The sequence below is a fragment of the Brevundimonas sp. Bb-A genome (assembly GCF_009394735.1).
GTDB lineage: Bacteria > Pseudomonadota > Alphaproteobacteria > Caulobacterales > Caulobacteraceae > Brevundimonas > Brevundimonas aurantiaca.
Genome location: NZ_CP045456.1, coordinates 356,171 through 366,688, shown reverse-complemented (window position 1 = coordinate 366,688; position 10,518 = coordinate 356,171). Strand labels below are relative to the sequence as shown.

Genomic DNA, 10,518 nt, shown 5'->3' with positions numbered 1-10,518 from the left:
CCTCGTTTGGACGACATATAGAGGCAGAAGGCCGGCGAAACCAGATGTTCCCGTTCCGTTTCGCTGGTCGGCTCGCTATGCTGCGGCCGTGTCCGACGAATCCGTCATCGCCGAATCCCGCCTGAGCGGCGCCGAGCCCTGGCTGGACCTGCCGCCAGCGCTCGCCACCCCGCCCGGCGCGGGGGCGGTGTGCGACGACCAGGGGGCGCGGAAGATCGGGCGGGGGGCGGCCGAGGGGTTCTTCACCGGCGGGCCGGTGCTGGTGGCGCATGCGTCGCTGACGGCGCGGCGGCTGGGGCTGACGCCGCCGCCTCGGTCCGGCGACCTGATGGATGTGCTGGAGCTTTACGCCTTCGTGCGGCCCGCTCAGTTCTGCGCGCCCTCGCCGACCGGCCTGGCCCTGGTCCTGGGGCTGGCGGAGCCGAAGTCGCCCGAGGCGCAGGCGGCGGTGTTGCGTGAAGCGGCGGCCGTGCTGCTGCGTGAGCTGGCGGCGCCCGCCTATCCCGAACGTGAAGCCGCCTATGTTCTGGCCCTGACTCTGCAAAGGGCGGGCTGGGCCTGGGGCGAGCGGGTGGTTCAGGCCCTTGAGGCGGGCGGGGTGCGGGCGCGCCAGCATCGCGGCTCGGGCCTGGACGTCTGGAGCCGGCTGACGGAATGGGAGGACGAGGCGCCGCGCGGCGAGGCGGGCTCGGCGCCCGTCGACAGCGAGAGCGCCCGCATCCGGCTGGAGAAGCTGCTTCAGGCCTCGGGCCTGGACGAGACGCGCCCGACCCAGTCCGACTACGCCGCCGAGGCCGCCTTCGCCTTTTCGCCGCGTAATGAAGAGGGGCGGCCGCGGGTGCTGCTGGCCGAGGCGGGGACGGGCACGGGCAAGACCCTGGGCTATCTGGCGCCGGCCTCACTCTGGGCCGAGCGGAACCAGGGGGCGGCCTGGATCTCGACCTATACGCGGGCCCTGCAACGCCAGATCGACCGCGAGAGCCAGTCGTTGTGGCCCGATCCGGAGGAGCGCCGCCGAAAGACGGTGATCCGCAAGGGGCGCGAGAACTATCTGTGCGTCCTCAATCTTCAGGACATGGTCCAGGCGGCCCAGTTGGGGAGCGGCGACCTGATCGGCCTGGGCCTGGCCGGACGCTGGGCCCTGCACACGCGCGACGGGGACATGACCGGCGGCGACTTCCCCGGCTGGCTGTCGGGCCTGTTCGCCGTCCCGCCCGCCCACTCGGCCGGCGCGGCCAATCTGGTCGACCGGCGGGGCGAGTGCGTCCACGCCGCCTGTCCCCACTATCGCACCTGTTTCGTCGAAAAGACCATACGCGCCAGCCGTCGCGCCGACCTGGTCATCGCCAACCACGCCCTGGTCCTGACCCAGGCCGCCTTCGACGGGGCGCGCTCGGCGCGGGGCCAGCAACAGGACGGAGAGACGGCGGCGCTGAAGCGGATCGTCTTCGACGAGGGCCACCATCTGTTCGACGCGGCCGACAGCGCCTTTTCCGCCTGCCTCTCGGGTCAGGAGGCGGCCGAGCTGCGCCGTTGGATTCGCGGACCCGAGGGGCGGGGGCGGCGCGGACGCGGGCTGGAACAGAGGCTCGGCGATCTGGTCGGGGACAATGAGGCGGCGCAGAAGGCGCTTCAGGACGCCATCCGCGCGGCGGCCGCCCTGCCGGGCGAGGGCGTGTCCGGCCGGGTGGCCCCCGCCTCGGGCGAGGTCAATCCGATCGGGCCGATCGAGGCCTTTTTAGCCGCCGCCCTGGATCAGCTGCGCGCCCGCACGGCGGAAACCCCCTATGGCGGGGCCGAGTTCGGCATGGAGTGCGCGCTCAAGCCCGTGACCGAAGCCGTGGCGGAGACGGCCCGCGCCGCCGCCCAGGCCCTGGCGGCGGTCGAGGCCCCGCTTCTGGCCCTGGCCCGGCATCTGGAAGATGTCCTCGACGACGAAGCGGCCGAGCTGGACGGCTCGCAGCGGTCGCGGATCGAGGGGGCCTTGCGGGGCCTGGATCGGCGCGCGCGGATGACCCTGCCGGGCTGGCGGTCGATGCTGGCGGCGCTGGAGGACGGCGGGGATGAACCTGATCCCGACTTCGTCGACTGGCTGTCGGCCGAGACCGCTTTCGGCCGCATCCACGACGTGGCCCTGCGCCGCCACTGGATTGATCCCACCGTCCCGCTGGAGGCGGCGGTGATCGCGCCCTCGCACGGGGTGCTGGTGACCTCGGCGACCCTGTCGGACCCCTTGCAGGACGATCCGTTCGACCTGGCCCGGCTCAGGACCGGCTCGGCCCGGCTGATCGAGCCGCCGCGCACCCTGAAGGTCGAAAGCCCGTTCGACTATGCGGCCAACAGCCGGGTCATCGTCGTCAACGACCTGGTCAAGGACGATCCGCGCCAGACGGCGGCGGCGATGCGTGAGCTGTTCCTGGCGGCCGGGGGCGGGGGCCTGGGCCTGTTCACCGCCATCCGACGTCTTAAGGCGGTCTATGAGCGGCTGGGGCCGGACCTCGCGAAAGCCGGAGTGCCGCTGTACGCCCAGCACGTCGATCCGCTGGAGGTGGGCGCCCTGGTCGACATGTTCCGGGTCGAGGAGAACGCCTGCCTGCTGGGCACGGACGCGGTGCGCGACGGGGTGGACGTGCCGGGTCGGTCGCTGCGAGTCCTGGCCTTCGATCGGGCCCCCTGGCCGCGCCCGGACCTGCTGCACAAGGCGCGGCGCGAACGGCTGGGCGGCCAGTTTGGGCAGGGCAGGGGCTATGACGACGCCCTGGCCCGCGCCCGCATCGCCCAGGCTTTCGGGCGGCTGATCCGCCGCGCGGACGACAAGGGGGTCTTCCTGATGCTGGACGCCGCCACCCCGACGCGGCTGTTCGCCAGCCTGCCGCCTGGGATAGAGGTGCAGCGCATGGGTCTGGCCGACGCCGTCGCCCTGACCCGTGACTTTCTTCAGACGACGCCGCAGACCGAGACCGATTGAGATGTCGAAGACCACGCCCGCCACCGTCGCCCTCGCCAAGGCGGGCGTCGCGTTCGAACTGTTTCCCTATGCCTATGATCCCGATGCGCCGCGCGTGGGGCTTCAGGCGGCTGAAGCCCTGGGGCGGCCGCCGGAAGAAGTGTTCAAGACCCTGATGACCCTGGCGGACGGGGCGCCCGCCTGTGTCGTCATTCCCTCCGACGCCGAGGTCAGCATGAAGAAGCTGGCCGCCGCCCTCGGCGCCAAATCGGCCCAGATGATGAAGCCCGCCGACGCCGAACGGCTGACGGGCTACAAGGTCGGCGGGGTCAGTCCCTTCGGTCAGCGCAAGGCCGTTCCGACCCTGTTCGACGAGATGGCGGCGCTGTTCGACCAGATCCTGATCAACGGCGGCCAGAGGGGGCTGCTGCTGGGTCTGGCGCCGGACGAGGCGGTGCGGGCGGCGGCCGCGCGGCTGGTCGATCTGACGGCCTGACGCCTTATGCGGGCGGGGCCGGTTGGGGTATAGCGGCCTTGAACCGGAGTTTGCATGACCGAGCCCTCGACCCCGCGACACAGCCGCGCCGGCCTTTACGGCCCCTTCATCCTGGTGCTGATCGCCCTGGCCGCCTGGACGGGCTGGTGGTTCTATCTGACCCGTCGGATCGACGCGGGGCTGGAGGCCCAGGCGGCGAGCCTGCGCCAGCAGGGGTGGGAGGTCCGCTACGCCGACAAGCGGATCGTCGGCTGGCCGTTCCGCGCCCATGTGCGCCTGACCCACGTCACTGTGGCCGCGCCCTCGGGCCTGGCGCTGGCGGCGCCGGAGCTGGAGGCCGAGGCCAACGCCTATCAGCCGACCAAATGGGTGGTCGCGGCGCCGGAGGGGCTGGTCCTGACCCGCGCCGGCAAGGGCAAGGTGGCGGTCCACGGCGATGCGATCCGCATGAGCGCCGGCGGCATTGATCAGCGCTGGCCCAATCTGGCGCTGGAGCTGGTCAATCCGATCTTCACGGCCCTGCCCCAGGGCGAGCCCTTCCCCATCGCCCGGGCGGCGCGGATCGAATTCTACACGCGGCCGCATCTGGAAGGCTCGACCGTCGCGACCGACGACATCGACGTCATGTTCCGACTGGTCGACGGCCAGGGACGGCGCGACGGGCCGGTCGAGGGCTTCGCCCAGGACGGACAGCTGACGACCCAGCTGGAGGCCACGATCGGCCGGGCCAGTCTGTTGAAGGGGGCGGACGCCGCCGGGGTCTTTTCCGCCTGGACCGCGGGCGGCGGGACCTTTCGCAATCTTCGCGGCGATCTTCAAGCGGGCGAAAGCCGCGCCACCCTGAGCAGCGACGTCCTGAAGGCCGACGCCGACGGGCGGCTGACCGGCCAGGTGACGCTCCAGTCGCAAAGGCCGCTGCCGGCGCTTTCGGGCCTGGTGGAAAGCCGAGGCCGGGCCGGCGAGCGTCTGGGCGCGGTCGGGGCCGCCGCTGCGGCGGGCGCCGCCCAGGCGGCCGGGGGCGAAGAGGTTCCGCTGACCCTGGTCTTCCGCGACGGCCGGACCTGGCTGGGGCCCTTCGCCCTGGCCCCTGCGCCCAAGCTGTTCTGATGGCGTTCCTGAACGAACCCCCGGCCGATGCGGCCCTGGACGCCCTGGACCGGGCGGTGGTCGAGGCGGTGCGAGCGCGCCTGGCCGCCGGCCCTCGCACGCGCCTGGACGCCTCGGCCCTGAGTCTGCGCGCGCTTCTGGCTGGGGCGCAGCCTGGCGATACGAAGGTGCTGAAGGCCCTGTGGGGGCGGATCGAGGCCGCCGCCGGGCCGTCCCTGATCACCAGCGGCGGCCTGGCCCAGGTGCTGGCGGCCGATCGGTACGGCCTGGGCGGGCGGCCTCTGCCGGCCGAAGAGGCGCTGAAGGCCGTGGAGGAGGGGGCGCGGGCTCTGATCGACCTGTCGTCTGATCGTCCCTGGTGGGGTCGGCTGCTGGCCCGGCCGGAGCTGAAGATCGCCGGGGCCCTGCCGGACGACGCCCGCGCCCGTCCCCAAGCCTTTCTGGTGACGCGCGAGGGGTCCGGGCCGACCGGCGAGGATCGGACCTTCTGGGTCACCGACAGCGGCTGGTCCGAGACGAAGATCGTCGAAGCCATGGGCGAGGCCGGGCTGGTCGCCGATCCTTTGGCTGCGGCAGGCGGCTTGAAGCTGTTCGCCCTGGCAGGCTATGTGCAGGCCGAGGACGGGCGGCTGACGAACGCCCCCGGCCGCCTGACCGGCGTCATCGGCGCCGCCCCCATCTTCTGAGATCAAGGTTTTCCATGACCGACGCGCCCCAGGGCCCCCAGCCCAAGCCCGGCATCCTCGACATCGCCCCCTATGTCGGGGGCAAGTCGTCCATCGCCGGCGTCGCCGAACCGATGAAGCTGTCCTCCAACGAGAACATGCTGGGCGCCGGCGAAAAGGCGCGCGCGGCCTATGAGGCGGCGGTTCGCAACATCCACATCTATCCCGACGGGCGGGCGACCAAGCTGCGCACCGCCGTGGCCCAGACCCACGGGCTGGAGCCCGAGCGGCTGATCTTCGGCAACGGCTCGGACGAGGTCTTCGCCCTGCTGAACCAGACCTATCTGACGGCGGGCGACAACATCGTCTGCGGCCAGTACGGCTTTCTGGCCTATCGGATCAGCGCGATGGCCTGCGAGGCCCAGGTCAAGCTGGCGCCCGAGCCGAACTACAAGGCCGAGGTGGACGCGCTGCTGGCCCAGGTCGATGAGCGGACCAAGATCGTCTATGTCTCCAATCCGTCGAACCCGACCGGCAGCTACAACTCCGGCGAGGAGATCCGCCGCCTGCACGCGGCCCTGCCGGCTCACGTCATCCTGGTGATCGACGAGGCCTATGCCGAATATGTGACCGAGCCGGACTGGGAGACGGCCTTCCCCCTGGCCCGCGACGCCGACAACATCGTCGTCACCCGCACCTTCTCCAAGATTCACGGCCTGGGCGGTTTGCGGATCGGCTTCGGCTATGCGCCGCTAAAGGTGGCCGAGGCGATCGACCGCATCCGCCTGCCGTTCAACGTCTCGGTTCCGGGGCTTGAGGCGGCGACGGCGGCGCTGGGCGACGAGGCGCACCAACAGGCGTCGCGCGAGCTGATCTCGACCTGGAAGCCGCGCCTGACCCAGGCCCTGCGCGGCTTCGGCCTCGAGGTCCTGCCCAGCGCCGGAAACTTCGTGCTGGTCGTGTTCGACGGGGCCGAACGGGCCGCCGCCGCCAATGATTATCTGAACGCCAAGGGGATCATCGTGCGGCCGGTCGGCGGCTATGGCCTGCCCCAGGCCCTGCGCATCACCATCGGCACGGAAGATCAGAACCGCGCCGTGATCGACGCCTTGAGCGAGTTCGCGGCTCAATAGGCATGGGCTTGCGGTCGGCAGGAGTGTTGGTTGGAGGGATCGTGTTGAGCGTGTCCGCCTGCGCCACGCCCTTGCCGCCGCTGCCCACTGACCCGGCTCAGCGATGCGAAGCCCTGGGCGGCCTCGTGCTTGAGGGGCCGCCTATTCAGACATCCGACAGCAAGGTGGAGCGCGGTCAGTTCCTTGGGTGCAACCTAGACCCTCACACGAGCGAAAAGGATGTACGCCAAGCCAGGCGGGCTTGGCGAGAGCATCACAACTCGGGAGGCTGACGCGGATCAGCCGCCGAAGCGACGGGCGAAGAAGACGCCCGTGCGGATGGTGTCGTCTTCCTGGGACAGGGGGCTGTCGGCCACGTCGCCCAGGCGGCGTTCATAGTTGACCAGGGCGCCGGCGCCCCATTTGTCGTTCAGCGGGACCAGCAGGAAAAGGCTGGCGCCGGCGCCTTGCAGACCGCTGCCCGGCGAATAGGGGGCGATGCCGTTCCGGGCGGCCTCTTCGGCGCTGACGCCGTAATAGGCGTCGGCCAGTTTGGCGTCGCCGCCGCGCGCATAGACCGAGACGTTCATCAGGCCGATGGGCGTCACCCGCTGATGGCCGACCGAGGCGTAGTATTCCGTACCCTCGCTGACGTCCGACACGTCGCGGCTGACACGGCCGCCCACCACGATGTTTCCGGGAAGGCGCTGGAAGGCGTAGGCGGCCACGTCGGCGCCGAAGTCCGGCCGATCCAGGTCCAGGCCCTCGATGTCTTCCGGCGAAAAGCGAGGGCGCAATTGCAGCCCGGCGCGGAAGCTGTCGGTCTTGATCGCATTCCAGCCCAGGCCGTCGATGGCGTTCAGATAGACGACGTCGCGATAGTTGGCCGAGACCCAGGGCACGACCCGCGTCTCAGAGCCCGTGTCGCCGCCGCTGTCCTTGCTGTAGAGGGCGCCGACGCCCAGATCGACAGTCCAGCCGTCGGCCGCGGGGCGGATCTGCTCATAGGGCTGGGACTGGGCCAGGGCGGCGCCCGCGGTCAGGGCGGCGGCGGTGAAGGCGGCGGCGGTCAGGGCAAGGCGGCGCAGGGACATGGGGGAGCTTCCTCATACGGGATCGGTCACCCCATACGTTCGAGCGCGGCCTTTGGCTCCAACAGTGCGGCGGAAGCCGTCTCGATGCGACTTTCCAGCAACGCCATCATCTGTCCGCGTTTCAGTCCGGCGGGAATCGGCTCCAGGAACTCGAACACCACCGTCCCCGGATAGCGGCGGAAACCGTGGGCGGGCCAGTGGACGCCCGAGTTCGTGGCGACGGGCCAGCAGGGCCCCTCCAGATCGCGATAGATGGCCGCGACGCCGGGCTTGTAATCGCCGGGGACGCCGGGTGCGTTGCGCGTGCCTTCGGGGAAGATGACGATCTGACGGCCTTCGGCCAGGCGGTCTTTGGCCTGGCGCGTCATGTCCTTGAGCGCCTTGGCGTGACCGGCGCGATCCACGGCGATCATCTTGGCGCGCCAGGCGAACCAGCCGAAGAAGGGCAGGGGCATCAGCTCCTTCTTCATGACGAAACAGGCGTCGGGCAGGACCGCCAGCAGGGCGACGATGTCCAGCATCCCCTGGTGTTTGGAGGCGATCAGGGCGGCGCCGGAGGGGGCGTTCTCCAGCCCGCGCACCTCCACCTTGACGCCGGCGATCCAGCGCAGGCCGAACAGGGCGATCCGCGCCCACAGCTTGCAGACGCCCTGGACGTAGCGGTGCGGCGCCAGGAGGATGGGCGACAGGCCGATGGCGATGATCGGCATCGACAGATAGAGCCAGGCGGTGAAGAGCAGGGAACGCAGGGTGTTCACTTAGGCGGGGGCCTTTTCGGTCGGGGCGGAAGCCTCGGGCTCTGAGGCTGAGGCTGAGGCTGGGGCTAGGGCTGGGTTTGGGGCGTCTCGGCTGAGCCGTCGCACGGCCTCGCGCCCCAGGGCGGCGAGGTATTTCATATATTCCAGGGTCATCCGTCGGGCCGTGACCGTGGCCCGCCACCAGTGGCGATTGTCCAGCGACGGCGTGGAGACGGCGTAGGGGGTCAGTTCCAAGCCCGGCGCCTGGCCGCGGATCTCCACCAGGGAGCGGGGCATGTGATAGTCGGAGGTGACGACGATCAGATGATCATAGCCCTTGGACCTCGCCCAGGCGGCGATCTCCTGGGCGTTGCCCACCGTATCCTCGGCCTCGAAGCCCAGATCGACGCAGCAGTTGAACAGGCGGCTCGAGCCGGGGGTCAGTTCGCGCAGTTCGCGACGGCGGACCTCGCGGTTCACGCCCGAGATCAGCACCCGTTCGCCCTTGCCCTGCTCCAGCAGGCGGATGGCGGCGTTGACCCGTTCAGACGAGGGGCCGGTCAGGGCCACGATGGCGTCGGCGGGGGCGGGCTCTTCCGCCGGGGTCAGTTCGCGCACCCGATGGGCGAAGGCGAACAGGCCGACCAGCCAGATCAGGGCGACGATGCCGATGACGACGAGCAGTCTCATGCCTTCCCCCTGCCTGAGCCCAGCACCTGCATGGCGGCGAATCTGGCCGCCACAAGCGCCACCGTAGCCGCCAGCAGCGGACATGGCGAGAGCAACAGCAGATCCCCCCAGGTCACGGGCAGGGCCTGGCTTAGCCCCCCCGATCCGCCCAGGAGCCGTACAAAGGCCAGAAGCAGGGCCGCGAACAGGGCGCCGACGGCGCCGGCGCCGGCCGCGATCAGGGCGAACCGCCGCTGGAACAGCCAGGCGATGCGCCCGTCGGTCGCCCCGTTCAGGCTCAGGGTCTCGATCACGCCTCGGCCGGCGGCCAGGCCGGCGCGGGTGGCGTAGGCGATGGCGGCGGCGGCGGCGAAGGCGATCGCCAGGAAGGCCGCGCCCGCCAGGACCGTGATCAGGGCGGCCGACCGTTCGACCTCGCCTCGCCACAGGCTGTGGTCGTCCACCGTGGCGTCCAGACCGGCCTCGGCCAGGGCGCGGCTCAGGCTGACGGCGCTGGCCGGGGCGTCGGGGTCCAGCCGGACCGTCACCAGATGCGGCAGGGGCAGGTCGGGCAGGACGGCGTCGCCCAGCCAGGGTCGCAGCAGATCCTCGGCCGCCTTGCGGTCAAGGGCGGCGGCCTCTTCGACCCCGGGCACGCCCGCCAGGGTTTCGGCGGCGCGGGCGGCGGCGGTGTCGCCGCTTTCGCCGACGCGGGGCCGCACCTGAACGGTCGCCTCGGCCCCCAGCTGACGCGCCCAGCCGTGGGCGGCCCGATCGGCGGCCGAGGCGGCGACGGCGGCCAGACAGGCCAGGAAACACAGGACGGCGATGACCGTCATCAGCCAGGGCTCGCCCGCGGCGGCGGGGGGCAGCAGGCCGGGTCGACGTCGGGGAAGGCTCCGGGCCAGGATCGACGGCGTCATGCGGCCATCCTGCTGGCTTCGCTCAACCGACCCTGGTCCAGCTTCAAAACCTTGGCTCCCGACCGTTCGGCCAGGGCCTGATCGTGGCTGGCGATCAGGACGGTGGCCCCCAGGCGGTTCAGCGATTGGAACAGGCGCAGCAGCTTGTCGGCCATGACGGCGTCCACGCTGCCGGTCGGTTCGTCCGCCACGATCAGGCCGGGACGGGTGATGACCGCGCGGGCGATGGCCAGCCTCTGCTTCTCGCCGCCGGACAGGGCGGGCGGGCGGGCATCCATCCGGCGGCCCAGCCCGACCCATTTCAGCATCTCTTCGACATCGGCGGCGTAGTCGGCCTCGCGCCCGCCCGCCAGCCGCAGCGGCAGGGCCGCATTGTCGAAGGCGGACAGATGGTCCAGCAGGCGGAAATCCTGAAACACCACCCCCATGCGGCGCCGAAAAGCGGGGATGTCGCGCCGGTCGATGTGTGAAACGTCGGTCCCGAACAGGCGGAGGCTTCCCTTGGTCGGCCGGTCGGCCAGGGTCAGAAGCCGCAGCAGCGACGACTTTCCGGCGCCGGACGGTCCGGTAAGGAAGTGGAAAGAGCCTCGCGTCAGAATGAGGTTAACGTCTCGCAGCACGTCGGGCGCGTCCGCATAGCCGAAACCCACGCCCGACAGGCGGGCGGTCTCGGCGACGGGGGCGGAATCGGCGGCGCTGGGGGGCGGGGACGGCATAGGGTTTGTTTTCAGGGACAGGGCGTGGACCGCGCCTTACGGGAGGGGGCGA

General features: G+C 71.0%; 10 protein-coding genes. 5 read left to right on the top strand and 5 right to left on the bottom strand.

Features of this window, described 5'->3' with window-relative positions; genetic code table 11:
* Positions 1-88 precede the first annotated feature (88 nt).
* The 5 genes from BSP_RS01890 to hisC are packed head-to-tail and all read left to right on the top strand — an operon-like array spanning position 89 to position 6,348.
* Positions 89-2,968: an ATP-dependent DNA helicase gene (locus BSP_RS01890; RefSeq protein WP_152949131.1), complete on the top strand. Its 2,880-nt coding sequence runs from the start codon at positions 89-91 to the stop codon at positions 2,966-2,968.
* A 1-nt stretch (position 2,969) separates the two neighbouring features.
* Positions 2,970-3,443, top strand: coding sequence for a Cys-tRNA(Pro) deacylase (gene ybaK / locus BSP_RS01885; protein ID WP_152949130.1), 474 nt, complete (start codon positions 2,970-2,972; stop codon positions 3,441-3,443).
* A 54-nt stretch (positions 3,444-3,497) separates the two neighbouring features.
* The gene (locus tag BSP_RS01880) at positions 3,498-4,550 is read left to right on the top strand and encodes a DUF2125 domain-containing protein (RefSeq protein WP_152949129.1); all 1,053 of its coding nucleotides are present in this window, start codon (positions 3,498-3,500) and stop codon (positions 4,548-4,550) included.
* On the top strand, positions 4,550-5,236 hold the full coding sequence (locus tag BSP_RS01875) for a hypothetical protein (protein WP_152949128.1): 687 nt from the start codon (positions 4,550-4,552) through the stop codon (positions 5,234-5,236). Before BSP_RS01880 ends, BSP_RS01875 begins: the two co-directional genes overlap by 1 nt.
* Positions 5,237-5,250: 14 nt before the next feature.
* Positions 5,251-6,348, top strand: a complete 1,098-nt coding sequence (hisC, locus tag BSP_RS01870) for a histidinol-phosphate transaminase (protein WP_054764164.1) — start codon at positions 5,251-5,253, stop codon at positions 6,346-6,348.
* Between the two features lie 278 nt (positions 6,349-6,626).
* Here the strand turns inward: hisC and BSP_RS01865 are convergent, their stop codons facing one another.
* From BSP_RS01865 to BSP_RS01845, 5 genes are read right to left on the bottom strand one after another with little or no spacing between them, the layout of a single operon-like run.
* Entirely contained in the window at positions 6,627-7,421 is a 795-nt protein-coding gene (locus tag BSP_RS01865; RefSeq protein WP_152949127.1) for a MipA/OmpV family protein, read from the bottom strand.
* 26 nt (positions 7,422-7,447) lie between these two features.
* On the bottom strand, positions 7,448-8,179 hold the full coding sequence (locus tag BSP_RS01860) for a 1-acyl-sn-glycerol-3-phosphate acyltransferase (RefSeq protein WP_054764162.1): 732 nt from the start codon (positions 8,177-8,179) through the stop codon (positions 7,448-7,450).
* Positions 8,180-8,848 (bottom strand): YdcF family protein, encoded by a 669-nt coding sequence (locus BSP_RS01855; protein WP_152949126.1) that lies wholly within the window; start codon positions 8,846-8,848, stop codon positions 8,180-8,182.
* A complete protein-coding gene (locus BSP_RS01850) occupies positions 8,845-9,750 on the bottom strand; it encodes an ABC transporter permease (RefSeq protein ID WP_152949125.1) in 906 nt (301 codons plus the stop codon). Before BSP_RS01850 ends, BSP_RS01855 begins: the two co-directional genes overlap by 4 nt.
* Positions 9,747-10,466: a cell division ATP-binding protein FtsE gene (locus BSP_RS01845; RefSeq protein ID WP_152949124.1), complete on the bottom strand. Its 720-nt coding sequence runs from the start codon at positions 10,464-10,466 to the stop codon at positions 9,747-9,749. The genes BSP_RS01850 and BSP_RS01845 overlap by 4 nt, the downstream gene beginning before the upstream one ends.
* Between the last annotated feature and the right edge of the window lie 52 nt (positions 10,467-10,518).